This window comes from Microbacterium sp. MMO-10, assembly GCF_037148715.1.
In the GTDB taxonomy this organism is placed as follows: domain Bacteria; phylum Actinomycetota; class Actinomycetes; order Actinomycetales; family Microbacteriaceae; genus Microbacterium.
The window spans coordinates 864,812-878,158 of sequence record NZ_JBBCSV010000001.1 but is presented as its reverse complement, the minus strand read 5'-3'; the positions used below and the strand labels follow the sequence as shown (position 1 = coordinate 878,158).

Below are 13,347 nucleotides of genomic sequence, written 5' to 3'. Positions count from 1 at the left end.
ATCCCGTGCGCTCGGCAGCAACCCGTGCGGTGGGAGATTCCGTCGTTCGAGGCCCGGGCGCCGCGGAGATGCGTCCCCGGCGACCGGACTCAAGCGAAGCGCGGCGGATCGGGTAGGGGTGGTGCGTCACCAGGAACATCGAGCAGCGCCCCGACGAGAGCAAAGAGCCGTGGGCTGAACTCGTCGCCGGGGTAGAACTCGCCGTAGGTCTCCTCAGCCTCCGTCACGCTGCGCACTTCGAGCCGCCGGAGAAGAACCGAGAGATCGTCCGCTTCGCGAAGGTGTCGTCGCTGCGCAGCGTGCAGCTTCATCGCGAGCAGCATCTCAGGGGACGCTACATCGATCCGCACGACGCCGTCATCATGGACCGTCCGCCACTCGGCGGCCCGACCAAAGCCGGCCGGCACGAACTGCTCCGCCGCGTTGTTGAACCAGTCGTCAGGCCAGCCCCGCGCCTGCGCGACGCGAGCCGAAGCCGCGATAACCGCTTCCGCTGGCGTCGCGGGAGCATCGACGTCACGCGTAGCTCGGCGGTCCGCATTCAGCGTCAATGCGATCGCCGCACCTCCGACGATCTGGATGTGAGACCGCCGGCCATCAGCCCTCAACTCGCTCACCAGTTCGGTCAGGGCGTCGATGATGTCGGCACGGGAAAGAAGGATCTCGCTCATAGACTCGCGAACTCCTCCTCCTCGATGAGGATCCTTCGTCGGCGCAGTGGCTCCGGGACATGATCCGGATCGGCGGTCAGTGCGAGCGGAGTCTCGGTACGTTGCGGCTGCCACCAGCCCCGGTCGACCGCTTCTCGTCTGGCCAGCCAATCGGGAAGCGGCGCATCGACCTGTCCCAGTCGCCATTCGACAAGCCCCGCAACGGCGTCATCCCATCGAGATCGCGTGCGCAGAGGTTCCTCGGCCGCAAGCAGCACGCGCTGGAACGCATTGACTGCGGCGAGATCGTCGGCGATCTGCAGAAACGTACGATACGCGACGGCAGGGGCAGATTCCTCCTGCATGATGATCTCCGCCGAAGCACGGGCGACGGTCGCACGCCCGTGCAAGGAAACCGGCACGAACTCGACACCCATCGCGGAGGCGATCAGATCGACCGTCCCGATCGTCGGAAGGCGTCGCCCGTGCTCGATGGCCGAGATGTTGCTGGCAGCTATGCCCGACACGGAGGCGAGGTCATAGAGGCTCCGCCCCGCATTCAGGCGCGCCCTCCGTAGCGCTTCGGCGTCCATCATCACCCCCTATGATCGAATTCGATAATACCATTCCCCCCTGGTCTCATGGGGAGTCCTCCCCATGCCGCACAGGCGGCGGGCGCGGCCTCGGCGGTTACGCTGGCAGAGGTGCGCGTGGTCGACGCGCGACACGGACCAGGGGGAGCTGCACGTGAGCCAGAACAACGACGCGGGATCGTTCGCCGCGCAGACGCCGCCTCCGCCCGCGGCCACCGGCGCCCCGATCATCCCTCCGGCGCCGCCGATGCCGCCCGCACCGAGCACGCGTCGCGAGCAGGCCGCCGCGACGGCCGCGCCCTCCGCTCCCCCCGCAGCCCCGACGGCACCGGTGCCCGGAGCGGCGAGCGCCGCCCCCGCGCCCTCCGCTCCGGCCGCCCCCTCCGTCCCGCCGGCGTCCACCGCCCCGGCGACGCCCGACGTGCCCACCGAGCCGAAGCCCGCCCCGACCGAGGCCGAGATGGCCCGCGCCCGGGAGATCCTCGACATCGTGTCGAAGGCCTACTCCGCCCGCATGGTGGGCCAGGAGCGCCTCCGCACCAGCCTGCTGCTGGCGCTCATGTCCGGCGGCCACATCCTCCTCGAGTCCGTGCCGGGTCTGGCCAAGACCACCGCCGCGAGCACCCTCGCCGATACGGTCAAGGCCGACTTCAAGCGGATCCAGTGCACACCCGACCTGCTGCCCAGCGACATCACCGGCACGCAGATCTACGACGCCGCGAACGGATCCTTCCGCACGGTGCTCGGTCCGGTGCATGCGAATTTCGTGCTGCTCGACGAGATCAACCGCTCCAGCGCCAAGACGCAGTCGGCGATGCTCGAGGCGATGCAGGAGCGGCAGACGACGATCGGCGGCGAGATCCACAGGGTTCCGCGCCCGTTCCTCGTGATCGCCACGCAGAACCCGATCGAGCAGGAGGGCACCTACGAGCTGCCCGAGGCGCAGATGGACCGCTTCCTGCTCAAGGAGATCGTCGAGTACCCGAGTCCCGCCGACGAGCTCGAGGTGCTCGCGCGCATCGACTCCGGTGCTCTGGATCCCGACCGTCATGCCGAGACGACCATCTCGCTCGCCGAGGTCGAGCAGCTGCAGGACATCGCGTCGCGGGTGTACGTGGATCCGGCCATCCGCAACTACATCGTCTCGCTCGTCTACGTCACCAGGAACCCGGTTCCGTACATCGGCGAGACCCTCGGCAGGTACATCAAGTACGGTGCGAGCCCGCGCGGATCCATCGCGTTCCTGCAGGCGTCGCGCGCTCTCGCCCTGCTCGCCGGGCGTTCATACGTGATCCCCGAGGACGTCCGGAACCTGCGCCATCTGGTGCTGCGCCACCGCGTGCTGCTGACCTTCGAGGCCGAGGCGGAGAACGTGCGCAGCGAAGACGTCATCGACGCCGTGTTCGGCGCCGTGCCCACCCCCTGACCTTCGACAGGCTCAGGAACCGGAGGACACCATGGCCAGCCTGCTGACGCCGGTGAAGGGCAAGCTCTTCATCGACTCGACGCGCAAGTCGACGCACGCGCTCGACGGCGCCCACGCGTCACTGCTGCGCGGGCACAGCCTCGACTTCGACGACCTGCGCGCCTACGAATACGGCGACCAGATCCGCGACATCGACTGGAAGGCGACGGCGCGGCTCGGCTCCGCCGTCGTGCGCCGGTCGCTCGCCACCCGCATGCACACCGTGCTCTTCGTCGTCGACACCGGGCTCTCGATGGCCGCTCTCGCGCACGACGAGCGGCCGAAGAAGGATCTGGCGATCCTCACGGTCGGCGTGCTGGGGCTGCTCGCCCTGCGGCACGGCGACGACTTCTGCCTCGTGAACGGCGACGCCGACGGGGTGCGCCGGCGCGAGATCGGCCGCAGCGAGGCCGCGCTCGAGCACACGCTGCGCCAGATCGACCGCGCGGTCGACGCCGCCTCCGTCCCGAGCGACCGCGACGCGCTGCTGTCGTACGTCGCGCGCACGATCTCCCGGCGCATGATCGTCGTCGTGGTCACCGACGACGCCCCGGTGTCCGACGAGACGGAGCGGCTGCTGCGGCGCCTGCGCGTGCAGCACGACGTGCTCTGGATCGCCCTGCACGACGCGGATCCGGTGCTCGCAGCGCGCCCAGCCGGTCCTTCGCGCGCCGCGTCCTCGCTCGACGCCCCCGCGGGCAGCGCGTCGCCGCGCGTCCCGCAGCGCGCACGTCGCGACGTCGCCTCGCACTGGGCGATCCCCGAGTTCCTGCAGGGCGACGCCGAGCTCGCCGCCGAGCTGCAGGCGGCCGACGCCGCCGACGCCGCGCGCACGCGGGAGCTGCTGCGGCGTCTGGAGATCACGCACGTCGCCCTCGGCGCACAGGACGAGGCGGTCGCCGGTCTCCTCGCGATGCTGGATGCGAGGTCTCATGTCCGGCACCGATGAGCTGTACCCGCCGGCCCAGTACGGCGGGGGCTGGATCCTGCTCGCGATCGGCGTGCTCGTGCTGCTCGCCGGAGCCGCGTGGCTCGTGATCGTGCTGACCCGACCACGCCGCGCGATCCCGGTGGCCGCCTCCCCGGTCCCGGTGCCGGCGCTCACCGCCGACGTCGCGACCGTGCTGCGCCAGGAGTACCTCGGGGCGATCGCGCAGATCGAGGCCGATTACCGCGCGGGGGTCACCGACGCCCGTCGCGCCAACCTCGATCTCAGTCGCACGGTGCGCGGGTTCGTCAACGAGTACAGCGGCATCGAGGCGCCGGTGCTGGCGCTCGACGACCTGGTGCGCCTCGGCGTGCACCCCGCGCTCATCGACGCGATCGGGCGCAATTACTATCCGAGCATCTTCCGGCGCACCGCCCCCATCGACCCGCTCGTCGGCGCCGAGGCCGCCCGCACGGTGGTGACGACGTGGTACTAGCGAACGCCTGGATCCTGCTCGCGATCGCCGGCGCGCTGCTGCTCGCGATCGCGCTCGGCGTGCTGCTCGGGCTGCGCGGGCGCGGTGGCGGATCCGCGGACCACGGCGCCCCGATCGCCCGGGCCGAGCGCATCCGCGCGCTGCCGGCGTTCCGTCGCGCGGTGCGGCGGCGCCAGGCGGCGCTCGCGGGGATCGTCGCCCTCGGCATGCTCGCGGTGGTGCTCGCCGGCGTGGTCGCGGCGCGACCGGTGGCGCAGAAGACGATCCAGCCGGTGTCGACCAATCGCGACATCATGCTGTGCCTCGACGTCTCCGGATCCATGACCGATGTCGACAAGGAGATCGTGTCGATCTTCGACAAGCTCGCCGACGGGTTCAAGGGCGAGCGCATCGGGCTGACGATCTTCAACAGCTCGGCCGTGCAGGTCTTCCCTCTCACCGACGACTACGCGTTCATCCGAGAGCGCCTGCGCAGCCTGATGAAGGGCTTCGACTACTCGACCGCCGTGCCGGAGCAGTGGGTCGGCACGATGAACGGCGTGGGCGCCTCGCTCATCGGCGACGGCCTCGCCTCCTGTGTGATGCGCTTCGACCACGCCGACCAGCAGCGCGCACGCTCGATCATCCTCGCCACCGACAACGAGCTGAACGGATCCCCGATCGTCACACTGCCGGAGGCGGCCGACTACGCGGCGTCGAAGAAGATCCGCGTCTACACGATCAATCCGGTCGACGGCATCGACCAGCAGGGCTCGCAGGGCCTGGCCGACGCCGCCGCGGTGACGGGCGGCAAGGCCTATGCGCTGCGCGAGACCACGACCGTCGGCGACATCATCGCGCAGGTGCAGAAGCAGGAGGCGTCCCAATTGAAGGGACAGGCCACCGTCATCTGGACCGACGTGCCGCAGTTGTGGATCGCGGCGCTCATCGTGCTCGCCCTCGGCTTCGTCGTGCTGCTGTGGAGGGTGCGCCTGTGATCCTCCAGCCCGTCATCGCACCGTTCCTGGTGATCCTCCTCGTGCTGCCCGTGCTGGGCGCCGCGGTGTGGATGCTCGTGCGCAGCGTCTCCTCCCGACGCGCACAGCAGGGGGTCGTCGAGCGAGGACGCGCGGAGCGCGCCCGAGACGAGACGCGGTCGTCGGCGGGGGCCGGCGCGGGCCCGGTCCTGTGGATCCTCCGGATCCTGCTCGTGCTGGCCTGCGGCGTGCTGCTGCTGCGCCCGAGCGTGCCCGGGGGTCAGGTGCGCACCCTCGCGTCGGCCACGGATGTGGTGATCGCCGTCGACACCACCGCCAGCATGGTCGCCGAGGACTGGGACGGCGCGCAGGGATCCACCGCCTCGGCCGGCGACACCACCCGCCTGGCGGGCGTGCGTGAAGACGTGCGCCGCATCGCGGAGGCGTACCCCGGCGCCCGGTTCGCGCTCATCACGTTCGACGCGAACGCCGTGCTGCGCCTCCCTCTGACCACCGACACCGGCGCGCTGATCTCGGCGGTCGACGTGCTGCAGCCCGAGGTGACCCGGCAGTCGAAGGGCAGCTCGATCGGCATCGCGAACCAGCTGCTCGCGCAGACGCTGCAGAGCGCGAAGAAGGCGGCACCCGACCGCGCGCGGATGGTCTTCTATCTCGGCGACGGTGAGCAGACCGTCTCGACCTCGCCCGAGTCGTTCGCGACCTCGAAGAAGCTCGTCTCCGGCGGCGAGGTGCTCGGCTACGGCACGGCGAAGGGCGGTCCGATGCGGGAGACCACGGGCGCGCTCTCGGGCTCCGGTGACTACATCCAGTACCAGGGATCCGACGCGCTCAGCCGCATCGACGAGAAGAACCTGCAGCAGATCGCGGGCGAGCTCGGCGTGGGCTACGAGCATCGCACGGCCGAGAAGAAGGCGCAGCTGCCGCCTGCGCCGACCTCGACCACGGCGTACCGGGAGGACGACCCGCTCACCCAGCCGACCGACCTGAGCTGGATCGTCGCGCTCGTGATCGCCGTGCTGCTGTGCGCCGAGATCACCCGGGCGACGATGCTGATCCTGCGGATGCGCGGGCTCTCGGTGCGACCGAGGCAAGGAGGTGACGTATGAGCCACGTCCTCCCCGCCCCGGCCGAGTCTTCGAGCGCTCCCCGGCGATCGCAGCGTCCGGGCGAGGCCCCGCTCGATCCGGGTGCCGACATCGCTGCGTCCCCCGCCGCGCACGCCCTGCTCGCGGCGAACCGGCGTCGCCGTGCCGTGCGCCGCTGGATCGCCTGGTGCTCGCTCCCGCTGATCCTCGTCGCCGTGCTGTTCGTCGGAAAGCTGGTGAGCCTGTACGCCTTCGCCTATCAGTCGATCACCGCGTACGTCGCCGGCGACTACACCGGGTCGGTGAGCGCGGCGGAGAACCTGAACCCGGCGAACTGGTTCGAGCCCTACAAGGCGCCGTTCGACCAGGGCGTGGGACTCGCGGAGTCGGGCAAGCTCGCGGCGGGACAGAAGAAGTTCGAGGAGTCGCTGAAGCTCGCGCACGGACTCGAGGTGTGCGCGGTGCGGTTCAACCTGGCGCTGGTGCTCGAACGCGAGGGCGACGCGGCGGCCGACGATCAGGACCACGTCACGGCCCTGGAGTTCTACGCCCAGGCGCTGCAGGTGAACGCGGAACGCCCGAAGGAGTGCGACAGCGAGCAGGCGCAGCAGCAGTCCCCGGATCCGCAGCGCGATATGAGTCAGTCGAACAAGGACCAGAAGGATCGGCTGCAGCAGAAGCAGCAGGACGAGCAGCAGAAGCAGCAGCAGGATCCGCGGCAGAACCCCGACCAGAAGCAGGACCCGCAGCAGCCGACGCCCGACCCGAGCAAGCTCGACGAACTGCAGAAGAAGCTGCAGCAGGGCGAGCAGGAGCGACAGCAGAACCAGCAGGACGGCACCGACGACGGCGGCAGCAGCGGGACGGACAAGCCATGGTAGAGCGCAGCGATCCGCCCCGGTACGTGTCCGACTCGACCGGCGCTCCGCCGATGCCGCCTCCCGGCGGCTACCGCGGCGCGCGCCGCGCGCTGCTCGGTCCCGCGGTCGCGCCGGTCCCGGGGTCGTCGAGCACCGCCACCCACCCGGCCCCCTTCCCGGGGTCGGCGAGCGGCACCGCAGGCCCGGCCCCCTTCCCGAGGGCGTCGAGCACCACCGCGGGCCCGGCCCCCTTCCCGGGGGCGTCGAGCACCACCGCAGGCCCGGCCCCCTTCCCGGGGTCGTTGAGCGAGGACGCCGCAGGCGACCGAGACGAAACGCGGCGCCCCGGCGCGCGCACCCCGTCGCAGAAGAAGCGGAGCCCCCTCGGCTGGATCGCCCTCGCGGCGTCGATCGTCTTCGTGATCACGTCCCTGATCCTGCTTGCGATCGGCGCGGCCGACGCCTTCCTCGGCGCGACCATGCTCGTACTGCAGCTCGTGGTGCTGGGCCTCGCGGTCGCCGCGGTCGCGACCCGGGCCGGCCGTGCGCTCGGTGCGATCGCCCTGACCATCTCCCTCGTACTCAACGTCGGCACGATGGGGGCGCTCAGCGCCGTGCGGGTCGCCGCGACCGGATCCTACGACGGGCACAAGACCGAGAAGCAGAAGCTCTGGGAGGGGTACCCGGGCATCAAGGACAAGGATCCGAGCACGTTCCTGAACCAGCAGTCGCTGGAGGGCCTGCAGGCGCTGGCCGACGAGACGATGACCGACGTGCGCACGCAGCTGACCGCGAAGTACGGGCTGCAGTGGGTGAAGTCCGCCGACGCCCAGGAGCGCCCGGAGCGCAACGGCTACGGCGGCGAGTCGATGCTCGTCCGGTTCGCTTCGGACACCTGGGCGACGACGACGCCCGTCACCGGGTACGCCCACAAGCTCGAGGTGATGCAGACGATCGAGTCGATCATCGTGCAGCACGGCTGGCGCGGCATGGTCGCGTTCAACGACCCGGCCAGCGGTGTGGATCCGACGATGATCTCGAAGATGTACGGCGGCGCGACGCCTCAGACCCAGGTGGACTGGGAGTGGTTCAGCGACGACGAACCGGATCCGGGCTGGTTCTACGCCGACATCACCGACCTCGCGAACGACGTGACCGGCGAGTACCGCGCGTCGCGCGAGCAGACGTCGCAGCGCACCGGAGAGCCGCTGGAGGGCTTGCAGCTCGCGATCGTCGGCCGCTACATGCTGAGCGAGAAGAAGGCCGCCGAGTTCCAGAAGGCGCTCACGAAGTACCCGTGAGCGCCGGGACCTGCGCTCTCCTATGAGAAGAGGCGCACGGCGCGTCCCTCCCCGCTATCGTCAAGGAATGCAGACCCCCGCGCCCGATGGCGCCGCGTCCCGTCCCGCCCGATTCGCGATCGCCACGAGGCCGTGGGCGATCGTGCGGCTGGTCGGGGCAGCCGCGATCCTGGCCGCCGTGATCAACCAGCTCGTCGTGACGATGGGCAACGCGCTGCAGTCGACGACGTCCTACGGATCCCACCTCCCGACGATCGTGGCGAACTTCCTCAGCTTCTTCACGATCGAGTCGAACATCTGGGCCGCGGTGACGCTCGTGATCGTGGCGGTGTGGAGCCTTCGCCCTCCGGAAGCGTCAGGGACCGGATCCACCGAGCCGGAGCCGCGCGGGATCGCGATCCTGCTCGCGTGCGGGTCGACCTACATGATCGTCACCGGCATCGTCTACAACACCCTGCTGCGTGGCATCGAACTCCCGCAGGGTTCGACCGTGGAGTGGGCCAACGAGATGATGCACGTGGTGGGGCCGCTGCTGATGCTGGCCGACGTGCTCCTCGCGCCGCGTCGACGCCGCCTCGGCTGGGGCGTCGTCGGCGTCACCGCGATCTTCCCGATCGTGTGGGCCGTGTACACGCTCGTGCGCGCGAACCTCATCATCAACCCCCGCACGGGCGCCCGCGGCTGGTACCCCTACCCCTTCCTCGACCCGGCGAACGTCGGCGGCTACGGCGGCGTCGCCGTCTACATCGCGGCGATCGCCGTCGCGATCATCGCCGTGGGCGCCGGCGTGGTCTGGGTCTCGCGCAAGCGCGGCAGCTGACCGCGCCGCGCGCCGATTCCCCACCCCGGGAGCGTGTGCCCTGGTCCTCGGCCTCGCCGGACACCCATGGTCGAGACGTTCTCCGTGCTGACTCGTCTCCCCGGCTCGAGCAGACTGACGGCCGCGCATGCCGCACGACTGATCTCTCGGGAGTTTCCGGCCTCCGTCGCCCTTCCGCGGAGCATCGCCGTGGGGCGCCGTGCCGCTCTTCGCCGAAGCGGGGATCGCCGGCAGCGCCGTCTACGACGAGACGGGCTGGTCGGCGTGGCCGCCAGGACGGTCGGGATCACCTTGCTCTCCTGCGATCGTCGAGCGATGTCGACCTATGCCGCCCTCGGCGTCGACGTCCGCCTGATCTGACTCGGCTCCGCCAGCGACGCGGCCATGCCGGGTCTGCCGCCGATCCCTTCAGGTCGCGATTTCTCCCTTCAGGTCGCAGTTTCGGTTCTTCCCCGGCCACCGGAAGGGCACTTATTGCGACCTGAGCGGATCCAGCGCCCCGGCCGATCCCTTCAGGTCGCGATTCCTCCCTTCAGGTCGCAGTTTCGGCGCTTCCCCAGCCACCGGAAGGACACTTATTGCGACCCGAGCGGATCCACCGCCCCCGCCGATCCCTTCAGGTCGCGATTCCTCCCTTCAGGTCGCAGTTTCGGCGCTTCCCCAGCCACCGGAAGGACACTTATCGCGACCCGAGCGGATCCACCGCCCCCGCCGATCCGATCCACAGCCGGCACGAATCCATTCCCGACGCTGATCCGGGTCGGAATCCGCCCCGCCCCGGAAGCTTCTCCTACCGCGCCTGGGTCCACGACGCGGGTCCAGAACCCCGGGGTCAGATCCGCTCCGGGATCCGGCCCAGCGCGCGCAGCACCACCTGCAGCCGATCGCGCACCTGCCACCGCGTCATGACGCGACCCAGATGGGCCTTCACGGTCGCCTCGGAGAGATGCAGATTCGCCGCGATCTCACGGTTCGTCATGCCCCGCATCAGCTGCCGCACGATCTCGCGCTCCCGCGGCGCCAGCGAGTCCAGGTCGGCGCGGTCGGCCGCGACGGCGCGACTCGGGCAGTGCACCACGTGATCTACGAGGTCGCGCAGCACCCGCCTCGACGCGATGACGTTGCCCCCGGCCGCCTCGACGATCGCATGCACCAGTTCGCGCGGGTCGGCGTCGCTTCCGACCACCCCCTGCACGCCGACCTCGAAGAGCTCCCGCACGCGACCGAACGGCTCCGCCGGCGCGATCACGATGACGCGCGCCACGGACGTCGCTGCGGCGAGCGCCGCGAGGATCTCCTCATCAGGACCGCCGGCGCGCGTGAGATCGAACACGATGATCGGCGGATCCCCGCTCCGATCGCCGCGATCGCGGCAGATCGCCGTCGCGTCCCCGATCGACCCCCTCTGCTCGACCGATCGGCCGAACTCGGCCGAAAGGATCGTCGACAGCCCGGATGCCATCAAGCCATTGCCTGAGACCACGACGATCGGCGCGTCTCGAAACTCGGTATCCACGTTCATGGAACCCCCTTCTCACAGTACAGGCATCTGTACCGCGAGAAGGGGAGGAACCCGTCCCTGTGGACAACGGTCGGCGCCGCCTGCGAGACCGCGCTCCGCGGGACTCACCGCCCGCGGAACCGCGCCCCCGTCGAGCGGGGCCGCCCGCGCTCCGCGGGACTCACCGGCCGCGGATGATGGCCCGGAGGGTGGCGCCGTCGCCGGCCGGGAGCGCGAGCCCGGCCACATGCCCGGCCGCGATCAGGGTCACCATCAGCACGGCCGCCGGCGCCAGGGCGAACAGCGGCCAGCCGAGGGACGCCGCGACGAGAGGCGCGAAAGGCCCGGCGAGCACGACCCGGAGGTCGGCGCTACGGCGACCCGAGAGCCGCACCACCCGGCACGACGCACCTCTCACCGTCAGCACCGCCGGCGCCGTCCTGCCGACCAGGATCCGATACGCCAGCACGTGCCCGAGCTCGTGCACCAGCACCGAGCCGATCAGCGCGAGGCCCGTCAGCGACAGCGCGATCAGGGCCAGGAACCCCGCGCACACCCCTACGAGGAGCGCCGCCGCGAGTACGGCCCCGATCAGCCCCATCCCCGCGGCGAAAAACCGCAGGCACATCCCGGCCGCGGCCAGGACGCCGGAAGGCAGCCGCCGCGACCGCGTGGTGAACCAGGGCGGCAGCCGCCAGCGGCGTCCGGCGACGTGCACGAAGAGCTCGTCGCTGCAGAGCCCGAGAGCGACCGCCTCCGGATCCGACTCCCGGATCCGGAGTCCCAGCGCCGGGCACTCGAGGAAGCCATCGGCCTCGCCGACCCCGCTCCGGGTGATGCGGCGGACCTCAAGCACGCGCCGGGTCCTGCACGCGCTGGCGCACGGCGACGACGGCGAAGAGGCCCGCGAGCACGACGATCGCCGCGAGCACGATCACGCGATCCGTTCCCGGCGCGGCGACCGTCGACACCCAGCCCGCCGCGAGCGTCGCCGGCATGTAGATGAGGGCGACCAGAAACCCCGCGGCGGTCGCCGACAGGGGCTGCTCCTCGCTGTACGGCACCACGGCGCCGCCGAGCAGGCCCGCGACGAGACCCAGGGCGCACCGCAGCAGGATGTCGGGGAGCTGCATCGCGGGGACGAGGCCCAGCAGCAGCACCGCGAGCAGGATCGGCGCACCGAGCACGGCTCCGGAGAGCGCCGCCGCGAGCGCCTTGGGCCACAGCAGCGGCACGGCATCGCCGCCCGCCAGCCGCGCCACCCAGTGGGTGCGGATCGTGCGCCCCACCGCATGCACCGCCAGCACGAACGGCAGCACGGGCAGCGCTCCGGCGAGCGCGGGCACGATGATCCCCGCGGCGGGGACGGTGACGGCGAGCACCCAGACGGCCGCCGCCCCGAGCGGCAGCATGAGTGCGGCGACGACGAACTGAGGGTTGCGGATCGCGATCAGACCCTCCGCCCAGAGCTGACCCCACCACGGCGTACGACGGAGCGGACGGGTGCCGCGGAGCAGTCGCACTGAGGTCCGCGGAGCCCCGGGCACGTGGTGACGGGACACGAACCAGAGCAGGCCGGCCGCCACCAGGATCCAGAGCACGACGAGCGCCGCAGACCACCCGTCCGGAGCCACCGCGGTGCGCGCGAAGACCCGCGACGGCAGCAGCTCGCCGATCCCGTCGCCCCCCGATCCGGAGCGGCGCAGCGCCAGGATGTCGGGTGCCGCGACGGCGAGCACACCGGCGAACGTCAGCACTCCCGCCACCGTGGATGCGTAGGGGAGCGGCAGCCGCAGCCGCTTCATCCCGACGGACTGCAGGCCGGAGAAGACCGCGACCGCGGCGAGCATCATGCTGAGCAGCAGCAGCGCGTAGAGCACGAGGCCGCGCGCCATGCCGAGGGGATCCGGGCTCGTCCGCACCAGGACGACCACCGAGGTGCTGCTCAGGGCCGCGCTGGAGACGAGACCCATCGCCAGCACCGGCACGAGCTGCCCGAGGCGGGCGCTCCCCCGCCCGACCGGAAGGAGATCCAGCGAGTTCTGCAACGCGGTCCTCGGTGGCGCGGCCAAGCAGAGCACCACCGCGACGATCCCCGCCGTCATCGCCGCCGCGGCGAACGACGTCCTCACGAGCGACAGCCGCAGCTCCGGCGAGATCGCGGATCCCAGCTGCGCGCCCGCGATGAGGGCGAGCGCCAGCCCGAACAGCAGCATGACGACGACGGAGCTCCCGGCGGCGACCGTGACCGTCCGCGTCGTCGTCCCGAGGATCTTCGCGACCTCCCTGACCCAGAGCTTCAGGACGACCGCCGACACCATGCTCAGTTCGCGCACGGAGTCACCCCGCGTTCTCCGCCTGCTGCCGCGCCTGGCGGGACCTCCGCCCGGCGAGCGTCCGGATGACGACGTACAGCGCGGCGACGACGAGCACCCCGACCCCGATGCCGATCGGCTGCGGCACGAAGTTCAGCGCGGTCGCGTTGTTCTCCGCCGAACGCCAGATCCTGATGACCCCGGGGATCACGACGTCTCCGGCGGTGCTGAACGCCATCGCCAGGGCCGCCGCGATGGCGATGAACATCACGCACACGCCGAGCACGAGACCGGTGAGGCAATGCAGGAGGACCTTGAGGCCGAAGGGCATCGGCATGCACTTTCCTTTCGAGATG

General features: G+C 70.9%; 15 protein-coding genes. 8 read left to right on the top strand and 7 right to left on the bottom strand.

All coding sequences use genetic code 11. From position 1 onward, the window contains the following. Window positions 1-89: 89 nt before the first annotated feature. Both WFJ17_RS04170 and WFJ17_RS04165 read right to left on the bottom strand, forming a co-directional pair. Window positions 90-671: a hypothetical protein gene (locus tag WFJ17_RS04170; RefSeq protein ID WP_336647738.1), complete on the bottom strand. Its 582-nt coding sequence runs from the start codon at window positions 669-671 to the stop codon at window positions 90-92. Further along, complete coding sequence (locus WFJ17_RS04165) at window positions 668-1,243, bottom strand: helix-turn-helix domain-containing protein (RefSeq protein WP_251444092.1); 576 nt, start codon at window positions 1,241-1,243, stop codon at window positions 668-670. The genes WFJ17_RS04170 and WFJ17_RS04165 overlap by 4 nt, the downstream gene beginning before the upstream one ends. 460 nt (window positions 1,244-1,703) lie before the next feature. Between WFJ17_RS04165 and WFJ17_RS04160 the strand changes: the two genes are divergently transcribed. Genes WFJ17_RS04160 through WFJ17_RS04135 form a run of 6 tightly spaced genes read left to right on the top strand, consistent with a single transcriptional unit; the run spans window position 1,704 to window position 7,075 of the window. Beyond that, the gene (locus WFJ17_RS04160; RefSeq protein ID WP_336647792.1) at window positions 1,704-2,669 is read left to right on the top strand and encodes an AAA family ATPase; all 966 of its coding nucleotides are present in this window, start codon (window positions 1,704-1,706) and stop codon (window positions 2,667-2,669) included. Between the two features lie 31 nt (window positions 2,670-2,700). Next, window positions 2,701-3,657 (top strand): DUF58 domain-containing protein, encoded by a 957-nt coding sequence (locus WFJ17_RS04155; protein WP_336647737.1) that lies wholly within the window; start codon window positions 2,701-2,703, stop codon window positions 3,655-3,657. Next, window positions 3,641-4,132, top strand: coding sequence for a hypothetical protein (locus WFJ17_RS04150; RefSeq protein ID WP_336647736.1), 492 nt, complete (start codon window positions 3,641-3,643; stop codon window positions 4,130-4,132). The genes WFJ17_RS04155 and WFJ17_RS04150 overlap by 17 nt, the downstream gene beginning before the upstream one ends. Next, window positions 4,123-5,109, top strand: coding sequence for a VWA domain-containing protein (locus WFJ17_RS04145; protein ID WP_251444083.1), 987 nt, complete (start codon window positions 4,123-4,125; stop codon window positions 5,107-5,109). The genes WFJ17_RS04150 and WFJ17_RS04145 overlap by 10 nt, the downstream gene beginning before the upstream one ends. After that, window positions 5,106-6,215, top strand: coding sequence for a vWA domain-containing protein (locus WFJ17_RS04140; RefSeq protein WP_336647735.1), 1,110 nt, complete (start codon window positions 5,106-5,108; stop codon window positions 6,213-6,215). Before WFJ17_RS04145 ends, WFJ17_RS04140 begins: the two co-directional genes overlap by 4 nt. Beyond that, entirely contained in the window at window positions 6,212-7,075 is an 864-nt protein-coding gene (locus WFJ17_RS04135; RefSeq protein ID WP_336647734.1) for a hypothetical protein, read from the top strand. Before WFJ17_RS04140 ends, WFJ17_RS04135 begins: the two co-directional genes overlap by 4 nt. A 67-nt stretch (window positions 7,076-7,142) precedes the next feature. Here WFJ17_RS04135 and WFJ17_RS04130 read toward each other — a convergent pair whose 3' ends face one another. Continuing rightward, on the bottom strand, window positions 7,143-7,481 hold the full coding sequence (locus tag WFJ17_RS04130) for a hypothetical protein (RefSeq protein ID WP_336647733.1): 339 nt from the start codon (window positions 7,479-7,481) through the stop codon (window positions 7,143-7,145). On the opposite strand from WFJ17_RS04130, the gene WFJ17_RS04125 reads away from it, so the two are divergent. After that, window positions 7,474-8,355 (top strand): hypothetical protein, encoded by an 882-nt coding sequence (locus WFJ17_RS04125; RefSeq protein ID WP_336647732.1) that lies wholly within the window; start codon window positions 7,474-7,476, stop codon window positions 8,353-8,355. The two genes, WFJ17_RS04130 and WFJ17_RS04125, sit on opposite strands and share 8 nt — an antisense overlap. 67 nt (window positions 8,356-8,422) lie before the next feature. Further along, window positions 8,423-9,175, top strand: a complete 753-nt coding sequence (locus WFJ17_RS04120; RefSeq protein ID WP_336647731.1) for a Pr6Pr family membrane protein — start codon at window positions 8,423-8,425, stop codon at window positions 9,173-9,175. An 832-nt stretch (window positions 9,176-10,007) separates the two neighbouring features. On the opposite strand, the gene WFJ17_RS04115 is transcribed toward WFJ17_RS04120, so the two are convergent. From WFJ17_RS04115 to WFJ17_RS04100, 4 genes are all read right to left on the bottom strand, one after another. Further along, a complete protein-coding gene (locus WFJ17_RS04115) occupies window positions 10,008-10,697 on the bottom strand; it encodes a response regulator transcription factor (protein WP_336647730.1) in 690 nt (229 codons plus the stop codon). Window positions 10,698-10,857: 160 nt separating this feature from the next. Next, window positions 10,858-11,532, bottom strand: a complete 675-nt coding sequence (locus WFJ17_RS04110; RefSeq protein WP_251444063.1) for a hypothetical protein — start codon at window positions 11,530-11,532, stop codon at window positions 10,858-10,860. Further along, window positions 11,525-13,012: a hypothetical protein gene (locus WFJ17_RS04105; RefSeq protein WP_251444060.1), complete on the bottom strand. Its 1,488-nt coding sequence runs from the start codon at window positions 13,010-13,012 to the stop codon at window positions 11,525-11,527. Before WFJ17_RS04105 ends, WFJ17_RS04110 begins: the two co-directional genes overlap by 8 nt. 4 nt (window positions 13,013-13,016) lie before the next feature. After that, on the bottom strand, window positions 13,017-13,328 hold the full coding sequence (locus tag WFJ17_RS04100) for a hypothetical protein (RefSeq protein ID WP_336647729.1): 312 nt from the start codon (window positions 13,326-13,328) through the stop codon (window positions 13,017-13,019). Window positions 13,329-13,347 lie beyond the last annotated feature (19 nt).

Excerpts from the sequence above, each read along its gene's own strand:
- WFJ17_RS04150 (WP_336647736.1), top strand. The coding sequence starts at position 3,641 with ATGTCCGGCACCGATGAGCTGTACCCGCCGGCCCAGTACGGCGGGGGC.
- WFJ17_RS04135 (WP_336647734.1), top strand. The coding sequence starts at position 6,212 with ATGAGCCACGTCCTCCCCGCCCCGGCCGAGTCTTCGAGCGCTCCCCGG.
- WFJ17_RS04115 (WP_336647730.1), bottom strand. The coding sequence starts at position 10,697 with ATGAACGTGGATACCGAGTTTCGAGACGCGCCGATCGTCGTGGTCTCA.
- WFJ17_RS04165 (WP_251444092.1), bottom strand. The coding sequence starts at position 1,243 with ATGGACGCCGAAGCGCTACGGAGGGCGCGCCTGAATGCGGGGCGGAGC.
- WFJ17_RS04100 (WP_336647729.1), bottom strand. The coding sequence starts at position 13,328 with ATGCCGATGCCCTTCGGCCTCAAGGTCCTCCTGCATTGCCTCACCGGT.
- WFJ17_RS04170 (WP_336647738.1), bottom strand. The coding sequence starts at position 671 with ATGAGCGAGATCCTTCTTTCCCGTGCCGACATCATCGACGCCCTGACC.
- WFJ17_RS04155 (WP_336647737.1), top strand. The coding sequence starts at position 2,701 with ATGGCCAGCCTGCTGACGCCGGTGAAGGGCAAGCTCTTCATCGACTCG.
- WFJ17_RS04120 (WP_336647731.1), top strand. The coding sequence starts at position 8,423 with ATGCAGACCCCCGCGCCCGATGGCGCCGCGTCCCGTCCCGCCCGATTC.
- WFJ17_RS04160 (WP_336647792.1), top strand. The coding sequence starts at position 1,704 with ATGGCCCGCGCCCGGGAGATCCTCGACATCGTGTCGAAGGCCTACTCC.